Genomic DNA, 17,698 nt, shown 5'->3' on the forward strand with positions numbered 1-17,698 from the left:
CGCTCGTGGCGTCCCCGTGGCTGCTGCTCGCCGGAACCGGCTGCGGGTTCGTCGGCGCGCACGTCGGGCCGGCGCATGACAGGTTTGCCGAACCGGTCGCGCAGGACCCGGCCCCGGTGGTCCCGGGCGTACAGGTCGGCTCCGTCATCAGGGCGGGGTGGCTGATCCATGGGGACAGCTTAGTGAACCGACGGACGCGCAGACGCATCCTGTGGCGACGGGGAGCACCGGGGCGAGACCGCCGGGGAGAGGTCGGGGCGGCCCGTCCCGGGGGCGTGGCCCGGCGGGGGAGGACGGAGGTGGCTCCCGGTTCGGTCGCCCGGGTGAACGCCGATACCCTGGGAACCATGAGTGATGAGACCATGGGACTGGTCGCCGGAGGTCTGGCCGTCGTCGCGGCCCTGATCGTGTTCTCCATGCTGCGCGCGGCGGCGAGGGGACACCTGGACAGGAACAGCGGCTTCGGCCTGGTGACGCCGGCGGTGAAGAAGTCTGACGCCACCTGGACCGCCGGGCACCTCGCGGCACTGCCCGTGGCACGCAGGACAGTCCTTGCGACAGTGGTGGTCTGGGTGGCGGCACTCGTCGTCGGCCTGGTCGTCGGAGAGAAGTGGGCGGGATACCTCGGACTGGTGCCGTACCTGGCTGTGATTCTCGGATTCGTGCCGATGGTCCGCACTGCCAACGCCGCGGCGGTGGAGGCGACAAAGAAGACCAGGCAGACCAGGAAGTCGAAGCCGACCAAGCAGACCAGGCAGAACAAGCAGACCAAGCAGATGCAGAAGAAGGGGAAGAGCGGCAACGGGAGACGGAAACACTGACCGGTGGCGTCGGCGGCCGCTACAGCCCCGGCACCCCGCCGAGGACCTGGTAGCCGACGAACGCCACCGTGTCGATCAGCCCGTGGGCGATGATCAACGGCCACACACGCCCGGTCCGGTAGAAGAAGTAGACGAACACCAGTCCCATGAGCACATTCCCCAACCCCGCGGAGTAGCCCTGGTAGAGGTGGTAGCTTCCACGCAGGACAGCTGAGGCGGCGAATACCCACGCCCACGGCACCTGCAGCTGACGCAACCGTGACACCAGCCAGGCGACGACGATGACCTCCTCCGCCACGCCGTTCGCCCAGGCGTTGACGACCAGCAGTGCCAGATCACCTGCCGAGGAGTCCAGCCCGGACGCCACGACCTGCCTGGACAGGTTGAGCTTGACCGCGGCGACGTAGAACAGCAGGCCCGGCAGTCCGATCAGCGCCGCGAGTCCCGCACCGGGAAGCACGTCCCGCAGACGGGGGCGGGGAAGCCCCGGACGGTCGGGGTCGGTCAGTCCGGCGAGACGGACAGGAACATGGCGCAGCAGCAGGAGGACCGCCAGACCGCCCCAGGCCAGCAGCACGCCCGAACTGATGAGCTGGAACACCGGGTCAAGCCAGGCCAGGGTGGATACCGGGGCGTTGAGGGTGGTGGTCTGCTCGTTGAGCCTGGTCGGGGTGGTCGCCGCCTCGAGAAGCCGGAGCGCCGCCCGGACGCCGGAGGTGCCGAAAGTGACCGCGAGGACCAGGAAGATCTCCCAGCGCAGTGCGGTGCGCCCGGTAGCGGTGGCGGGCGGGACGGGGCTCACCGGGGAGGGGGAGTGCAGCCACCGGCGGAGACTGCGGAGATCAACGGTCACGGGCGTCCTCCGTCTGTGAGTGGCCGGGTGCCTGAGCGTGACCATGACCGTGACCGTGACCGTGACCGTGCGGGTGTGCGTGCAGACGCCCCGACCGGACAGGCCGGAACCCCAGCGCCTCGACATCCCCCGGTCCCGGGCAGGTGAAAGCCTCGGCCGCGGCGTCATCACCTGCCACCAGATCCGCGACCGCGGCCTGAAGGTGGGCCCCCAGGGCCAGCAGGGTCGCGGCGTCCACCCTGTCACCGACGGCACCCAGATGCACCGACACCGGCCACCTGCCCGGAGCGGCAGGCACCAGCGGCACCGACAGTGCGGCCCACCCGGTGAGATTCCACAGGGTCGCCCACGGCGTCCACGCCGTCTGGGCCAGGAAGTCCAGCCCCGGAGACCCCGCCGACGACAGTGCCGAGAATGCGCCGACCGGAGGAGGGGCGCAGGCCAGCATCGGGGTGACCACCACGTCCACCCTCGGCCACGCCTGCATGACCTCGTCGGGGAGCCGACTGACAGCTGACGCGGCGGCGGCCGTGTCAGACGCCGTGAGCTGCGCGCCACGGTTCCTGAGCCAGCGCGGCATCGGTCCCAGCGGATCCGGGAGGGAGGCGCACCTGGCGGCCATGAGCTCCGCGAAGAGTGCGAAACGCGCGGGAGGGTACGGCGCGGGGACCGGGGAGACCCCGGCGACCCGGGGATGGGTGACCAGCAGGGCCGCTGCCGCCGTCGTCGCCGCGGTGATCCTGGGGTCCACGGACGTCGGCCCCGCCTGACCGGGGTCACCGTGGAACGGGACCGTGGTCATGCCCAGCCGCAACGGCACCGCGGAAGCAGGGTCCGGGTGCGGTGCGGTGCACAGGCCCTCGCCGGTGATCCCGTAGGCGCGGGCGGTCAACGCGATGTCAGCGGCGATGAAGCCCTGCGCCGTCGGATCCGGCAGGGGACCGCCGGCCACACGGTGGGCGGGCTTGAAGCCGGGCAAACCGACCGCGGCAGCCGGAACCCGGATCGACCCGCCCCCGTCGCTGGCGTGGGCGATGTCGACGATCCCCCGCGCCACAGCCACCGCCGCCCCCGACGAGGATCCGCCGGAGGTCATCAGGGGATCCACCGGATTCACCGGGCCGGCACCACCGCCGACCAGTGCCGGTTCCGTGTAGACGGTCGCGCCGAACTGGGAGCTCACCGACGCCCCCACCAGTGACGCCCCCGTCGACAGGAGGTGCCGGACGACGGCGTCGTCGGCGGCGGCCGTACAGGCGTGGGCCGGACTGCCGAAGCCCGTGGTCTCCCCCTCCACCTGCTGGAGGTCCTTGACGAGGATCTCGGTACCGGACAGTGGACCGGTGGCGGCTGAGGCGTCCACGTGCGGTGCCGCGTACATTCTCGCGACCCCGAGTTCCTCCTCCGACAGTCCGGTGGACTCACGGACGGACCGCAGTCGCGCGGCGGTGGAGGTGGCGGGGGTCCGGGGTGGTGCCATGGTGACCCAGCGTAGCCTCCGCCAGGTAGGTTGAAGGACATGACCACCGTCGCTTTCCTCGGCCCGCGGGGCACCTTCACCGAGCAGGCCGTCACCGACTTCACGGCCGCAGGTCATCTCCCCGGGGATGCCGACCACATTCCCGTCTCATCACCCCGCGAGGCCCTGGACATGGTGCGCGCCGGGGACGCGGATGTCGCCTGCGTGGCGTTGGAGTCCAGTGTGGACGGCCCTGTCACCCAGACCTTCGACTGCTTCACCACCGGTGATGAACTCCAGATCATCCGGGAGCACGACGTCCCCGTCACCTTCTCGGTCCTCGTGCGACCCGGCACCCGTCCGGAGGACGTGAAGACCCTGACCTGTCACCCGGTCGCCTACAACCAGATCAGCGGGTGGCTGGGGAGGAATCTCCCCGGGGTGGAGTTCGTCGCGGCGTCCTCCAACGGTGCCGGGGCGGGGGCCGTGGCCGCCGGCACGGCCTGTCTCTCACCCGCAGCTAGATGTGTATCAGAGCCAAGCCGCACCGGCGCGGGCGGGGCTGATCCACGGGCTCGAACCCCTCGCCGAGGACGTCGCCGACATTCAGGACGCCCGGACCAGGTTCGTCCTCATCACCCGACCCCGGACCCCACCGGCCCCCACCGGACACGACCGGACCAGTTTCGTCCTGCGCGTCCCCAACCGGCCCTCGTCGCTGGTCCAGGCTCTCATGGAACTGTCCATGCGGGGGGTGGACATGTCACGGATCGAATCCCGGCCCACCCGGGAACACGCCGGGACCTACGACTTCCACCTCGAGATCGTGGGGCACATCGAGGACGCCGCCGTCGCCGAAGCGCTGGCAGGGCTGTACCGGTACTGCGAGAAAGTCCGGTACCTGGGGTCGTGGCCGCAGGAGGGCTGGGTCGGTGGCGTCAGCGGGCCGTCCGGGTCTGTGCCCCCCGACTACTCCGACTCGCGTCGGTGGATCCGTGACCTGCGGCGGGGCCGTCTGAGGCGGGGAGGTCACCTGGACCCGGAGGCGGGGTCGGAAAGGAACCGGACAGTATGACCCGCCTGCTGCTGATCCGGCACGGGCAGACGACCTCCAACGTCATCCGGGCCCTGGACACCGCCCTGCCGGGGGCGTCACTGACCGCTCTCGGGTGGGACCAGGCCCGGGCCGCGGGTGAGAGGATCGCCGTGGAGACAGGGGGCACCGCGCCGGGAATGTACCTTGTCTCCTCGCTGGCGCTGCGGGCCCGGCAGACGGCGGCGGGGATCGTGGCGGGTGCGGCGTCCTACGGGGTGGACCTGAACACGACCTCGCCGGGCAGTCCTTTCGCAGGATCGCTGACCGGTGTTCCGGTGGTCGCCGGCTACGGGGGACTGTCCCGCCGGAACGCCGGGGCGGACCTGCCGGAGCCTGTGCTCACGGGTGACGTGGGGATACCGTCGGACGGTATGCCGTCAGAGGAACCGACTCCGGAGTGGACGCCGGCAGCGGTACAGGATGTTCCCCGCCTGTCCGGGTCCCCGCAGCGGCAGCTTCCCTTGATCCCGCCGGAGGCGGTGCCCGGGGCGGTCCCGGGGATCTCGGAGATACCCGCAGGACGCCTGGAGATGCGCACCGACCCTGAGGCCCACCTGGTCTACCACCGCACTTTCGCCGACTGGCTCGGCGGAGCCCTGGACCTCCGGGTCCCCGGGGCGTTGAACGGCCGGGAGGTCGTCGGACGGTACCTTTCCTCCCTGCTGCCGATGCTGGCGGCGGTCAGGTCCGTCGGATCGGATCTGGCCGTGGTGAGTCACGGAGCCGTCATCCGGCTTGTGGCGGGATACCTGGGGAGGGTCGATCCCGGGTACGCGGTCCGGACGGACCTGGCGAACACCGCCCGGGTGGAGCTGGAGGTCCCGGACTCGTTGACGGTGCCGGAACTGCCGACGGTGGACGCGCCCATGCTGTGGACCGGGGACTACCTTCCCGAAATTGTGCGGGAACCCTGGAAGGTCACTGACTGGGCGGGTCTCGGAGAGCCACCGTCACTGGCGTGACCTGGTCTGATGTGACCGTGGTCCGGGTGCGGTGCCGGCATGTGGGAGGGGTCGCGGCGGGGACCGTGACCCCGGTTTCCTGAGGCTCCGGCGTAGTTTCCCCGACATTTTCCGGTACGGTCGATCAAGTTCGACTATCGGAAGGAATCATTGTGGCTAACAATGCACCCTCCACGGCGCCGATCCAGGCGAGCGACATACACGTCGTGGACCAGATGAAAATGAAGAAGGCGCTGCGCGCCACCCTGCTGGGGAACTTCATGGAGTGGTTCGACATCGGGGTCTTCTCCTATGTCATGGTCTACATCACCCTCCACTTCTTCCCCCTGCCCGAACCGTGGGACGGCCTGGCCACCTTCGCCACCCTCGCGGTCACCTTCCTTGTCCGGCCACTGGGCGGACTGGTCCTGGGACCGCTCGGTGACCGGATCGGGAGGAAGAGGATCCTCGCGTTCACGATCATCATGATGTCGGTGGGGACATTCCTCATCGGTTGTCTCCCGACCTACCAGCAGATCGGTGTGGCCGCCCCGGTCCTGCTGATCCTGCTGAAGTTCGTCCAGGGATTCTCCACCGGTGGAGAGTACGCGGGAGCGGCGACCTTCATCGCCGAGTACGCCTCGGACCGGCGTCGGGGATTCTGGGGTTCATTCCTCGATCTCGGGTCCTATCTCGGTTTCGCGGCCGCCGCGGCGCTGGTCACGGTGCTGGAACTGTCCACCTCGGACGCCCAGATGGAGTCCTGGGGTTGGCGTGTCGCCTTCTGGGTGGCCCTGCCGCTGGGACTCGTGGGACTGTACATGCGCTCCCACATCGAGGAATCCCACGCCTTCGAGGCCGTGCAGGAGAGCCGCGGCGGAGATTCCGCCGGCACCACCGGGAGCGGGGACGCCGCGGTCAGCGCGGACACCGCCACCTCCGGCAGCTCAGACACCAGTTTCCGGGGTCAGATCAGCTACCTGTTCAGGAACTTCTGGCCGCAGATCCTCACCGGGTCCGCCCTGGTGATGTGCGCCCAGGTTGTCGGTTACGCACTCACGACCTTCATGCCGACCTACCTCACCGAGACCCTGGGCTACGACACCGTCCACGGCAACGCCCTGCTGGTGCCCGTGCTCATCATCGTCTCTGTCGGGCTGCCGCTGTTCGGCGCCCTGTCCGACCGTGTCGGCCGCCGACCCGTGATGATCACCGGCTGTGCCGTCGGTGTCGTCTTCGCGATCCCCGCCTTCTCCCTGATGATGATGGACCGGGTGTGGTCCACACTCGCCGGACTGATGATCATCGGACTGATCATGATGTTCCAGGTGTCGATCCAGGCGTCCGCCCTCCCGTCACTGTTCCCGACGGCGAGCCGGTACACGGCGATGGGTCTGATGTTCAACATTGCCGTCGCCCTGTTCGGAGGCACCACGGGCTTCGTCATCACCGCACTGCAGAGCATTCTCGGGACCGACTACGCCGGCGCGTACTACATCATGTTCGCCTGCCTGGTGGGAGGTGTCGGCGTGTACTGCATGCGGGAGTCGGCCGGCCGCAACCTGCTGGGCTCCATGCCGGTCGTCGACCACGACCACGAGGTCGAGGGTGTGCTCGAGGGTTTCGCGGACAACGAGAAATACGATGTCTCGACCATGCCCGTCAGGGACACCGACGACAACCGGTCAGACGACCGGTCAGACGACCGGGCCGGGCAGTAGGAGAGACCGGCGCAGCACACGGGGCCGGCGCAGGTCGCGCCGGGCCCGGGAAGTCAGCCCCAACCCAGCTCGTGGAGCCGGGCGTCCGAGATCCCGAAATGGTGGCCGATCTCGTGTACCACGGTCACCGCCACCTGCTCCGCGAGTTCGTCGCGGGTCCGGCACCAGCGGCACAGGGCGTCCTTGTAGATGCTGATCTTGTCCGGAAAATAGGTCGGCCACTCCACGGAGCGTTCGGTGAGCGCTACTCCGTGGTAGAGGCCCAGCAGGTCCGGGTCCTCCTCGTTGCGGTCCTCGACAACTATCGCCACATTGTCCAGGTTGTCGAGCAGTCTCCGGGGGATCATCCCGAGCCCGCGGTCGACCAGTTCGCCGAACTCCTCGTCGGTCACCTCGACCACACCGGTCACCTCCTCGGATTCCGCGCAGGCTGGGGTTCAGGCGCCTGACCGTCCAGGGTGAACGCGCCGCGGACGTCTCCGACGATCTCGGCGAAGGACTGCCCCTCCGGTCCTGCACTGTCCTTGGTGAGTGCACAGTTGACGGTACGGGACCCGGCATCCCAGGAATCCTCTGTCATCGTGGTCCAGAACGGGACGAGTGTGGACTGGTAGAGGGCCTCATCTCCGGCGTCACCGCCGCCGAGGTAGTCCACGGCGGCGGTCTGACAGACCCCGGACAGCCACCGGTTCTGCTCGTCGACCGTGGGCCACGCCCCGGTGAAGTTGTCCGCGAGGTTCACCACCTTCGTCACCTGCCACGAATGGGGCTGGTCACAGGGCACTTCGGAGGCGGTGTCGCCGACGGCGCGGACACAGGTGTCCACCGCGGAGAACCTCGACTGGTCCGAGCCTGCGGCCACGCCGGTGACCTCCAGGGCGGTGCCGTCGGCGTCAGTGACCATCACCCCGCACAACATGGTGCGGTCCCCGGCCGCCCACCCCTCCGCGGGGGGGAGAATCGGGGAGATCGTGTACCTGCCCGTCGGGTCGAGCTTCCCCCCGAGATAGTCCGTTGTCGGGGCGGTGCACAGTTCCTCGGTGAGCTGCTGCTGGCGCTGCAGGTCCGGTTGGGGGGCGTCCGGGCCGAATTCACTGGTGGGGTACTGGGAGAGATCCTCACGCGTCGCCACCTCGAAACGGTGGGGCTGTGCACAGTCGACAGTCACGATATCCCTGGTCACCGGCCCGTCCTGGGTCCAGTTCAGGCAGCTTCCCGCCTGCGCGTCGGTGAAGGACACAGGGGCGGCGACAGTGCTTCCGGTGGGGCCGGGCGGGGTGGGGTTGACCGGGCTCGAACCGTCAGGGCTCAGTGCCGCGTAGGTGGCGGCGCCTGTCCCGCCGCACAGGGACGCGACGAGCAGTACCGTCAGAGTGCGTCGACGTCGACGTCGACGGACAGGCGAAAGCGCTTCGGAGGACATGCCGTCCATTGTGTCACGGCACTGCCGCTAAGCTGGAGGCCATGATTGATCTGAAGTTCCTCCGGGAGAACCCTGACGTCGTCCGCGAATCCCAGCGTACCCGTGGCGAGGACCCGTCCCTGGTCGACCGGCTTCTGGAGGCCGATCAGCGGCGACGTGACCTCATCGCCGCCGCGGACAGCGCCCGCGCAGAGGCCAGGGCCTTCTCGAAGGCGATGGGCGGGAAGATGAAGGACGCCACCCCCGCGGAACGTGACGACCTCAAGTCGAAGGGAAGAGAACTCTCGGAGGGGGTGAAGAAGATCGAGGCGGACGAGGCCGCCGCCGAGCAGGAGGTCCATGACCTCCAGTACCAGATCTCCAACATCGTCACCGGTGCCCCCGCCGGCGGTGAGGACGACTTCGTCGTCCTCGAACACATCGGCACCCCGCGCGAATTCAACTTCACGCCCCGGGACCACCTTGAACTGGGCGAGTCACTCGGACTGATCGACATGGAACGCGGTGCGAAGGTCTCCGGCGCCCGTTTCTACTTCCTCACCGGTGACGGTGCCCTGCTGCAGCTGGCGATGCTGCAGCTCGCTGCGCGCAAGGCGGTGGAACACGGCTTCAAGCTGATGATCCCGCCGGTGCTGGTGCGCCCCGAGATCATGGCGGGCACCGGCTTCCTCGGAGCCCACGCGGACGAGATCTACCACCTGGACACCGACGACCTCTTCCTCGTCGGGACCTCCGAGGTCGCCCTCGCCGGATACCACTCCGACGAGATCATCGACCTGTCTGACGGGCCCCTGAAGTACGCCGGATGGTCCTCCTGCTTCCGCAGGGAGGCCGGGTCCTACGGCAAGGACACCCGCGGTATCCTGCGCGTCCACCAGTTCGACAAGGTCGAGATGTTCGTCTACGCCAGGCCCGAGGAGGCGGAGGACGTCCACCAGCAGCTGCTGGCCATGGAGAAGGACATGCTCGCCGCCGTCGAGGTCCCCTACCGTGTCATCGACGTCGCCGGAGGTGACCTCGGGTCCTCGGCGTCCCGCAAGTTCGACACGGAGGCCTGGATCCCCACCCAGAACACCTACCGTGAGCTCACCTCCACCTCGAACTGCACCACTTTCCAGGCGCGGCGTCTCAGGACCCGCTACCGTGACGGGAACGGTAAGGCACAGATCTGCGCCACCCTCAACGGCACCCTCGCCACCACCCGCTGGCTGGTGGCGATCCTGGAGAACAACCAGCAGGCCGACGGGTCCGTCGTCGTGCCGGAGGCCCTGCGCCCGTTCATCGGCAAGGACGTTCTGACACCGGCGACGAGGTGACTGCCTGACTGCCGCCGACAACGCCCTGATCCGCTGACGACCACACCGAAGAGGTAGAGACTCCCATGGTTCTCAAGCTCCCCCGTGACCACTTCTGGCTCCCGAAGGGGTTCACGGTCATTCCCGAGGTGCCGGACACGCCTCCGCACCCCGAGTCGCGGGAACTGTTCTACGGCAGGATCATCATCCCCTTCGCGAAACTGTGGATGCGTCGGATGCAGCACCTCACCGTGGAGATCCGCCATCCTGAGCGGATCCCCGCCACCGGAGGGGCGGTGCTCGCGGTGAACCACACCGGGTACTGGGACTTCGTGTTCGGGGGCATCCCCGCCGCATACCAGGGGGGCCGGCTGGTCCGCTTCATGGCGAAGAAGGAGATCTGGGACAATCCTATCGCCGGCGCGGCCATGACCGGATGCCGTCACATCCCCGTGGACCGGGCGGACGGCGCCGCCTCAGTCCGTGAGGCGACGCAACGGGCCGCCGCCGGGGAGCTCATCGGTATTTTCCCGGAGGCGACCATCTCCCGCTCCTTCGAGATCAAGGAGGTCAAGGACGGGGCCGCGCGTATAGCCCGGGACGCCGGTGTCCCGCTGATCCCGGTGATCCTCTGGGGTTCACAGCGGATATGGACGAAGGGCCGCAAGCCGGTGTGGCGTCCACGGAACGCCTGCCTGGTCGTTGACGTCGGAGAGCCGGTGGAGCTCACCGGGGACGCCCGGGAGGACACCCGCCGTCTCCGCGAAGCGATGACCTCCCGGCTCGACCGGGTCCGCGCCAGGTACACGGAGCTCTACGGGCCGTTCCCTCCCGGGGAGTTCTGGATGCCCGCGTCTCTCGGCGGTTCCGCCCCCACACTGGAGGACGCCACCGTCAGGGACCGGGAGGACGCCCGACGCAGGCGTGAGGAACGCGCCGCCCGCGAGGCCGAACTGAGGGCCCACCCGGAGAGGATGGGGAAGAAGCCGTTGTGGAAGAAACTGCTGAGGCGTTGACCGCGGGCCCGGGAGTGTCCCCGGTCGCAGCACCGGTCCAGTCCCCGGTCGCGGCACCGCGCCCGACGCTGGTCGTCAGTGACCTGGACGGTACGCTGCTCACCTCGGCGGACCGGGTTTCACCGCGGACACGGGAGGTCATCGGCCGGCTCGTCGCTGACGGGGTGCGGTTCATTCCCGCGTCGGGGCGTCCTGCCCGCTGGATTCTCCCGGTCGTCGAGCAGCTCGGCCTGTCACCGGTGTGTGTCTGCGCCAATGGTGCGGTCGTCTACGATTCAGCCACCGACAGGGTCACCTACGCGGCGGAACTCTCCCCGTCGGTGCTGCGGAGGGTGGCGTCGGACATTGTCGACGCCACCGGCCCGGTCCTCGCCCGTCGGGGACTGGGCCCGGTGAGCTTCGCGGTGGAACGCACCGGCACGAGCGCGTTCGACCGTGCCGACGAACTGTTCGCCGTAGAACCGGCCTTCCCCCACGCCTGGGACTCTGAGGAGCACGCCGTGGAGACCCGGGACCGCCTGTTGTCCAGTCCGGCGGTGAAACTGCTGGTCCGTCACGAGGGCCTGGGTTCGGCGGACATGTTCGACCTGGTGGAACCTGTCGTCGACCCGGATGACGCCCATGTGACCTGGTCTTTCGACGGCGGGCTGCTGGAGGTGAATGTCCCCGGGGTGACGAAACTCTCCGGACTGGCGCACGCCCTGGGTGACGCCTCCGGTGGGGATGTCGGCGCGGACGCGGTGCCGGGGATCGACCCTGCCCGGGTCGTCGCGTTCGGGGACATGCCCAATGATCTGGCGATGCTGAGGTGGGCGGGGTTCGGGGTGGCGATGGGCAACGCCGTACCTGAGGTGAGGGACGCCACGGTCCACCACACCGTGTCCAACGACGATGACGGTGTGGCGGAAGTGCTCGAACGCTGGTTCTGATGCGGCGCGGCCCCTCGGCCCGTACCTTGACCTCCATGGCATCGAGCTCCATGGCATCAGCAGACTCCCCGGTACCGTCGCGCACCCGTCTCCACCTCAGTCCCGTGCGTCCCCGTGATCCGGGCGAGCGGCACCGCGCCGCGAGTACCCTTGAGCTTTTCTTCGACCTGGTTTTCGTCATCGCAGTGTCGTTGGCGAGTACGAACCTCCACGAATCTCTTGTGGAGGGGCATGTCCGGCACGGAATTTCCTCGTACCTGATGATCTTCTTCGCGGTCTGGTGGGCGTGGATGAACTTCACCTGGTTCGCCACCAGTTTCGACAATGACGACTGGCTGTACCGGGTCATGACCTTCGTCCAGATGGCCGGGGTCCTTGTCCTGGCGGCCGGTATCCCCCCGGCTTTCTCCGACGGAGACTTCCGGCTGGTGGTCGTCGGCTATGTCGTCATGCGTCTGGCAATGGTCAGCCAGTGGCTCCGGGCCTCACGGGCCGGAGGTGCTGCGGGTCGGGCGGCACGGGTGTACGCCGGGGGGATCGCCGCAGTACAGGTGCTCTGGGTGGCCTGGTTGTTCCTCCCCGGCCAGGCGCAGGCCGTGGTTTTCCTTGTCCTGGTGGCGGCGGAGCTTACCGTCCCGGTCGTCGCCGAACGGCGGGGCCGTACACCCTGGCATGCCCGTCACATCACCGAGCGCTACGGCCTGTTCACCCTCATTCTCATGGGTGAGAGTCTTCTGGGGTCCGCGAACGCGATCATCGAGGCGCTCCATGAGGGGGAGTACCTCGGGGAGCTGGTGCCGTTGGCGGTGCTCGCGTTCACGGTCACGGCGTGCCTGTGGTGGATATATTTCTGGGCGCCGCACCACGGGAGGATCTCCGACATGGCGCATTCGCTGGTGTACGGCTACGGCCACTACTTCATCTTTGCTGCGGCGGGTGCCCTGTCGGCGGGAATCGAGTCTGAGATCAGCAGCATCACCGGGCACAGTGAACTGGGGGAGATCGCGACGAGTTTCACGGTCACTCTCCCTGTCGCGGTGTTCATGGCAGGTGTCTGGCTGCTGGTGATACGACCTGTCGGCAGCAGGCTGGTCAATCTGGTGGTTCCGCTGGCAGCCCTGCTCGTCTTCCTGGATCCCCTGATCCCGGTGCCCACCGCGTGGAGCGCCGTCGTTCTCGTCCTGGTGGTGGCTGTGCTGGTGGCGGGTCCTGACGGGGCGGATCAGCAGGAATGACGCCGCGTTCTCCCGTGGCGTCCTCCCTGCTGCGGTGGGCTCCTCCTAGCTGTTGTCGTGCGGAGCGCCGTCCGGGGAGGTCATGCTGTCGGCGAGGGCGGCGGCGGTGTCGCGGTGTGCCCCGGATATCTCTTCCGGCAGGTCGGCGAATGCGGACAGGTGTACGCTCCGGGCCTGCATCTCCTGCCCCCAGCGGACAGGGTCGATGCTGAGCAGCCGGGTCAGGTCGTCGGCCGGGATGTCGAGGCCGGTGAGGTCGAGTTCACCGGCGGCGGGGACGACACCGACGGGGGTGGGGATGCCGGTGACCGTGCCTTCGCGGTACGCGAGCAGCCACAGCAGGACCCGCAGGTTGTCCCGGAATCCGGACCACAGGTAGTGACCGTCGTCGGGGTCGCGCTGGAACCAGTTGACGTGGGCGAAGGTCGGGGGTTCGGTCAGCCGTCCGAGGATGTCCAGCCAGTGTCGTGCGTAGTCGCCTTCGGGGTAGGAGAGGAAGGGGCGCATGGACATCGGGTCGTAGCGCAGCTGTCCGTCGAGACCTTCGGCGGCGAAGGTGGCCTCTGCGCCGAGGGTGAGACCGTCGTAGACTCCGGCGGCGTTGCCCTCGACGACCCGGGCGAGGGGTTCCCGGTCCCTGGTGCGGCCGCCGAAGATGATGAGGTCGACCGGGACTCCGGCGGGGTCGGTGGCGTCGGGTGCCAGTGTGGTGACGTTGCTGAGGGCGGTGGTGAACCTGCTGTTGGGGTGGGCCCACGGGGCATCGCGGTCGGAGGGGTCCCGGTCGTCGATGAGGGTGCCGGTCCAGTCCCTCCAGCCTGTGGTGTCCTCCGGTGTGTCGGGTGTCTTTCCCTCCCACCAGACGTCGCCGGTGAGTTCGTTGTAGGCGACGTTGGTGAAGATGGTGCCGGTGCCGGGGCGGACGGCCTCCATTGCCGCGGGGTTGGTGCGGCTGTTGGTGTCCCGGGCGACGCCGAACACGCCGTTCTCCGGGTTCATGGCGTAGAGCCGGCCGTCGTCTCCGACCCACATCCAGGCGATGTCGTCCCCGTAGAAGGTGACACGGTACCGGTCGCCCAGGGCGTCGGGGGGCAGGGTCATCGCCAGGTTGGTCTTCCCGGAGGCGCTGGGGAAACCTCCCGCGACGTGCCAGGTCTTCCCGGTGAGCGTGTCGGTGACGCCGAGGAGCATGAACTGTTCGGCGAGGAAGTCCCCGGTGCGGCGGCCGTCGTAGGAGGCCAGGCGGAGTGCGTGGGCGATCTTGCCGAGCAGGGCGTTTCCACCGTAGGCGGACCCGTAGTGGATGATCGTCCGTTCATCGGCGAGGGTGGCGAACAGGCGTTGGTCGTCGTCGGTTCCCTGACCGAGGCTCTCGGGGTCGCCGGAAACCTGGACGCCGCGGACGAAGTAGCCGGGGTCGGAGGATTCGGCGAGTTCCTCGAGGAAGCGGGTGCTGACCCGTGCCATCCTGATCATCTGGAGGACGACAGTGCGGTCGTCGGTGAGTTCGACACCGAGCGCGTGGCGGGCGAGAGGGCCACCGGGAACGGCCATGAGGTAGGGGACGACGTACATGGTCCGACCCGCTGACGCACCCTGCAGTCGGGAGGTGAGTTCGGCCTTCACCTCTTCTGCGGGACGCCAGTTGTTGTACACGCCGGCGTCGGAGGGGTCGGAGGTGGCTACGACGGTCCTCTCCTCGGAGCGTGCGGTGTCCCTGGGGTGGGAGCGGGAGTAGTAGCGTCCGTCACCTGCCGGGTGGAGTTCGCCGGCGGCGAGGGCTTCCTCCAGCAGGGAGGCGTCGTCGGAGGCGTCGACGACGACGACACGGTCGGGGCGGGTGATCTCCGCCCAGTGTGCGATGAAGTCCCGTACCGGGCCTTCGGGCACGCTGTCGGGGATCTGTGGTGCCCGGGTGTTCTGCAGTGTCACGGTAATCCTTCTTCTGTTCCTGTGAATCTGTGTACTTCTGGTCTGTGGTCCTGAAGTCCTGAGGTCTTGAGGTCTTGAGGTCTTTCAGGGGGCCGGGGTGGTTGTCCCGGACGGCGGGTGGGGTCGGGTCACTCCGGGCGAGGTCACGCCGGGCGGGGGAGTCAGAGCATGCAGCTCACGCACCCCTCCACCTCAGTGCCCGTCAACGCCGTCTGCCGCAACCGGATGTAATACAACGTCTTGATCCCCTTCCGCCACGCATAAATCTGCGCACGGTTAATATCACGCGTCGTCGCATCATCCGTGAAAAACAACGTCAACGACAGACCCTGATCAACATACTTCGTCGCCACAGCATACGTGTCAATAATCTTCTCATACCCGATCTCATACGCATCCTGGAAAAACTCCAGATTATCATTGTCCATATGAGGCGCCGGATAATACACCCGCCCGATCTTCCCCTCCTTCCTGATCTCAATCTTCGACGCAATAGGATGAATCGACGACGTCGAATTATTAATGTACGAAATCGACCCCGTCGGCGGCACCGCCTGCAGATACCGGTTGTACAGACCGAACTCCATCACCGACGCCCGCAACTCCGCCCAGTCCCCCACCGACGGAATATGAATCGACGACCCCTCAAAAATCTCCCGCACCCGCGCCGTCACCGGAGCAAACTCCTCCGGATCATACCGGTCAAAAAACGCACCCGACGCATACTCCGACGACTCAAACCCACCGAACCGCACACCCCGCTCACGAGCCAGCACATTCGACGCCCGCAGACACTCGAACATCACCGCCGCAAAATACGCGTTCGTGAAATCCAGAGCCTCCTCCGACCCGTAGAAAATATGCTCCCTCCCCAGGAAACCATGCAGATTCATCTGACCCAGACCAATCGCATGAGAACGCTCGTTACCCTGACGAATCGACGGCACAGAATCAATCGACGTCTGGTCGGACACCGCCGTCAACCCACGAATCGCCGTCTCAATCGTCAACGAAAAATCAGGGGAATCCACGGCCGCAGCAATATTCAACGACCCCAGATTACACGAAATATCATCCCCCACCCGAGCATACGACAAATCATCATTGAACTCCGACGGCGTCGACACCTGCAAAATCTCGGAACACAGGTTCGAATGCGTCACACGACCCTCGATCGGATTCGCACGATTCACCGTATCCTCGAACATGATGTACGGATACCCCGACTCGAACTGAATCTCCGCCAACGTCTGGAAAAACTGCCGGGCATTGATCTTCGACTTCCGGATCCGCGGATCCTCCACCATCTCATCATAATGCTCAGACACCGACACATCCGCAAACGGACGACCGTACACCCGCTCCACATCATACGGAGAAAACAGGTACATGTCATCATTACGACGCGCCAACTCAAACGTCACATCCGGAATCACCACACCCAACGACAACGTCTTGATCCGGATCTTCTCGTCCGCATTCTCCCGCTTCGTGTCAAGAAAACGCATGATATCCGGATGATGCGCATGCAGATACACCGCACCCGCACCCTGCCGCGCCCCCAGCTGATTCGCATAAGAAAACGAATCCTCCAGCAACTTCATCACCGGAATCACACCCGACGACTGATTCTCAATATGCTTGATCGGCGCACCGACCTCACGGATGTTACTCAACAGCAACGCCACCCCACCCCCACGCTTCGACAACTGCAACGCCGAATTGATCGACCTGCCGATCGACTCCATGTTGTCCTCGATACGCAACAGGAAACAACTCACCGGCTCACCCCGCTGAGCCTTACCCACATTCAGAAACGTCGGCGTCGCCGGCTGGAACCGACCCTCGATAATCTCGTCGACCAACCGCGACGCCAACCCCTCGTCACCGTCAGCCAACCCCAACGCCACGATGCACACCCGGTCCTCGTACCGCTCCAGGTACCGACTGCCGTCAAACGTCTTCAACGTGTACGACGTGTAGTACTTGAACGCCCCCAGAAACGTCCGGAACCGGAACTTGTGCGCATACGCCTGCTTGAACAACCCCTTGACAAACCCCGGATCATACCGGTCCAGCACCGCAGCATCGTAGTAGTCGTTGTCGACCAGATACCCCAGCTTCTCCTCCAGATCATGGAAATACACCGTGTTCCGGTTCACATGCTGCAGGAAAAACTGGTTCGCCGCCTCCCGGTCCTTGTCGAACTGGATACGGCCCTGACCGTCATACAGGTTCAGCATCGCATTCAACGCGTGGTAGTCCAGCTGGTCAGCCCGGTCCACCGGCTCCGCGACAGTCTTACCGAGATCAGTCGTCATCATGTCCCATCCTGAAATTCTGGAGCACCGGATCTCCCTGGGACCCGGCGTCGGTTCTGGTGTAGGTCCTGTTGCGGTAGACGGCGGGCTCCCGGGGGTCCAGCGGAATCCAGGTGACCTGGACGGTGCCGATGAACAGGGCGCTGTCGGCGACGGGGAGAACGCGGTCGACACGGATGAGCATCCGCCCGCAGCAGTCTTCGACAGCGGGGAGGCCTCCCGGTCCGTGGGAGTCCTCGACTGTGCTGAAGCGGTCGATGCCCGGGGCGGCGAAGTGCCGGGCGGTGTCTTCTCCGTCCACGGAGACCACCTGGGCGAGGATGCGCGGTGACTCGGCGAACACGGGAAGGACGGATGAGGTGCTGTGCAGCGCGAAGGTGACGGTGGGCGGGTCTGAGGAGACCGAAGTCAGTGACGTCACTGTGACACCGAAGGGCACGCCGTCGCTGTCTCGTGTGGTGAGGACCCACACGGCCTGGGGCGTCTGCCGGAACAGGTTGCGGAAGCCTTCTGCCGTGGCTGTCACTCGGCTGCACCGCCGGCGACGGCGTCTGTCGGCCGTAGTCCTGTTCGGTCGGGCGGGACCGCCGACGGTGGACCGGCTGTGGTTGTCGTCGTTGTCGGCGCATCGGTGATGCAGGGCATTCGGTACTCCT

Annotated in this window: 14 protein-coding genes and 1 pseudogene; 8 read left to right on the forward strand and 7 right to left on the reverse strand. The window is 66.8% G+C overall.

All coding sequences use genetic code 11. From position 1 onward, the window contains the following. Nucleotides 1-347 precede the first annotated feature (347 nt). Nucleotides 348-821: a hypothetical protein gene (locus tag BN3906_RS14075; protein ID WP_187119909.1), complete on the forward strand. Its 474-nt coding sequence runs from the start codon at nt 348-350 to the stop codon at nt 819-821. Between the two features lie 19 nt (nt 822-840). Here BN3906_RS14075 and BN3906_RS06665 read toward each other — a convergent pair whose 3' ends face one another. Then, nucleotides 841-1,623 (reverse strand): CPBP family intramembrane glutamic endopeptidase, encoded by a 783-nt coding sequence (locus BN3906_RS06665; protein WP_066589354.1) that lies wholly within the window; start codon nt 1,621-1,623, stop codon nt 841-843. Between the two features lie 40 nt (nt 1,624-1,663). Next, the gene (locus BN3906_RS06670; protein WP_066586357.1) at nt 1,664-3,154 is read right to left on the reverse strand and encodes an amidase family protein; all 1,491 of its coding nucleotides are present in this window, start codon (nt 3,152-3,154) and stop codon (nt 1,664-1,666) included. A 39-nt stretch (nt 3,155-3,193) separates the two neighbouring features. Here BN3906_RS06670 and pheA point away from each other — a divergent pair. From pheA to BN3906_RS06685, 3 genes and pseudogenes are all read left to right on the forward strand, one after another. After that, a pseudogene (gene pheA, locus BN3906_RS06675) lies at nt 3,194-4,208 on the forward strand (prephenate dehydratase). After that, entirely contained in the window at nt 4,205-5,191 is a 987-nt protein-coding gene (locus tag BN3906_RS15075) for a histidine phosphatase family protein (RefSeq protein WP_066586361.1), read from the forward strand. The pseudogene pheA and the gene BN3906_RS15075 overlap by 4 nt, the downstream one beginning before the upstream one ends. Nucleotides 5,192-5,343: 152 nt before the next feature. Further along, nucleotides 5,344-6,891, forward strand: coding sequence for an MFS transporter (locus tag BN3906_RS06685; protein WP_066586364.1), 1,548 nt, complete (start codon nt 5,344-5,346; stop codon nt 6,889-6,891). 53 nt (nt 6,892-6,944) lie between these two features. Here BN3906_RS06685 and BN3906_RS06690 read toward each other — a convergent pair whose 3' ends face one another. Both BN3906_RS06690 and BN3906_RS06695 read right to left on the reverse strand, forming a co-directional pair. Then, complete coding sequence (locus tag BN3906_RS06690) at nt 6,945-7,292, reverse strand: metallopeptidase family protein (protein ID WP_078057458.1); 348 nt, start codon at nt 7,290-7,292, stop codon at nt 6,945-6,947. Nucleotides 7,293-7,297: 5 nt separating this feature from the next. Next, nucleotides 7,298-8,314 (reverse strand): septum formation family protein, encoded by a 1,017-nt coding sequence (locus tag BN3906_RS06695; protein ID WP_066589363.1) that lies wholly within the window; start codon nt 8,312-8,314, stop codon nt 7,298-7,300. Nucleotides 8,315-8,355: 41 nt separating this feature from the next. Between BN3906_RS06695 and serS the strand changes: the two genes are divergently transcribed. The 4 genes from serS (at nt 8,356) to BN3906_RS06715 (ending at nt 12,789) form a co-directional block, all read left to right on the forward strand. Beyond that, nucleotides 8,356-9,630, forward strand: a complete 1,275-nt coding sequence (gene serS, locus BN3906_RS06700) for a serine--tRNA ligase (RefSeq protein WP_066586368.1) — start codon at nt 8,356-8,358, stop codon at nt 9,628-9,630. Nucleotides 9,631-9,695: 65 nt separating this feature from the next. Further along, nucleotides 9,696-10,625: a lysophospholipid acyltransferase family protein gene (locus BN3906_RS06705; RefSeq protein WP_066586370.1), complete on the forward strand. Its 930-nt coding sequence runs from the start codon at nt 9,696-9,698 to the stop codon at nt 10,623-10,625. A gap of 14 nt (nt 10,626-10,639) precedes the next feature. Next, nucleotides 10,640-11,554 (forward strand): HAD family hydrolase, encoded by a 915-nt coding sequence (locus BN3906_RS06710; RefSeq protein ID WP_066586373.1) that lies wholly within the window; start codon nt 10,640-10,642, stop codon nt 11,552-11,554. Between the two features lie 35 nt (nt 11,555-11,589). Next, nucleotides 11,590-12,789 carry a low temperature requirement protein A gene (locus BN3906_RS06715; protein WP_187119910.1) on the forward strand — a complete coding sequence of 400 codons (1,200 nt, stop codon included), beginning with the start codon at nt 11,590-11,592 and terminating at the stop codon, nt 12,787-12,789. Between the two features lie 45 nt (nt 12,790-12,834). On the opposite strand, the gene BN3906_RS06720 is transcribed toward BN3906_RS06715, so the two are convergent. The 3 genes from BN3906_RS06720 to BN3906_RS06730 all read right to left on the reverse strand — a co-directional run bounded on the left by BN3906_RS06720 (nt 12,835) and on the right by BN3906_RS06730 (nt 17,568). Then, the gene (locus BN3906_RS06720; RefSeq protein WP_227871087.1) at nt 12,835-14,721 is read right to left on the reverse strand and encodes a phosphoenolpyruvate carboxykinase (GTP); all 1,887 of its coding nucleotides are present in this window, start codon (nt 14,719-14,721) and stop codon (nt 12,835-12,837) included. Nucleotides 14,722-14,882: 161 nt separating this feature from the next. Beyond that, nucleotides 14,883-17,045 carry a class 1b ribonucleoside-diphosphate reductase subunit alpha gene (gene nrdE, locus BN3906_RS06725; RefSeq protein WP_078057243.1) on the reverse strand — a complete coding sequence of 721 codons (2,163 nt, stop codon included), beginning with the start codon at nt 17,043-17,045 and terminating at the stop codon, nt 14,883-14,885. Further along, the gene (locus tag BN3906_RS06730) at nt 17,032-17,568 is read right to left on the reverse strand and encodes a flavin reductase family protein (protein WP_066586375.1); all 537 of its coding nucleotides are present in this window, start codon (nt 17,566-17,568) and stop codon (nt 17,032-17,034) included. Before BN3906_RS06730 ends, nrdE begins: the two co-directional genes overlap by 14 nt. Nucleotides 17,569-17,698 lie beyond the last annotated feature (130 nt).

Origin of the sequence: Corynebacterium provencense (genome assembly GCA_900049755.1) — a bacterium.
GTDB lineage: Bacteria > Actinomycetota > Actinomycetes > Mycobacteriales > Mycobacteriaceae > Corynebacterium > Corynebacterium neomassiliense.